Genomic DNA, 246 nt, shown 5'->3' with positions numbered 1-246 from the left:
CCTTAATGATTACCGAGACATCTTCTTGATCAGCCAAAGGGGAGACAGATATGATTTGTTCCTTCATTATTTGATCCACTTTATCATCAGGTGATGCAGTTATTAATTCTCTCAATGATACTATTCCAATCAACTGTTCTGCTTTATTAGTCACATACAAATAGTAAATAGTCTCCGCATCCATACCTTCTATACGAAGTCTTTCCATCACGTGAGACACTTTTTCTTCTGATGATAGTGTAATGA

The 246-nt window shown here is 35.8% G+C and carries 1 pseudogene; it reads right to left on the bottom strand.

From position 1 onward, the window contains the following. Window positions 1-208: pseudogene (locus tag AOA60_RS27595) on the bottom strand (magnesium transporter); the annotation flags it as partial. Window positions 209-246 lie beyond the last annotated feature (38 nt).

It is taken from the genome of Pseudomonas sp. 2822-17 (assembly GCF_002742485.1).
In the GTDB taxonomy this organism is placed as follows: domain Bacteria; phylum Pseudomonadota; class Gammaproteobacteria; order Pseudomonadales; family Pseudomonadaceae; genus Aquipseudomonas; species Aquipseudomonas cyclaminis.
The sequence above is the reverse complement of the archived record's forward strand: the minus strand, read 5'-3'. Positions and strand labels throughout refer to the sequence as shown.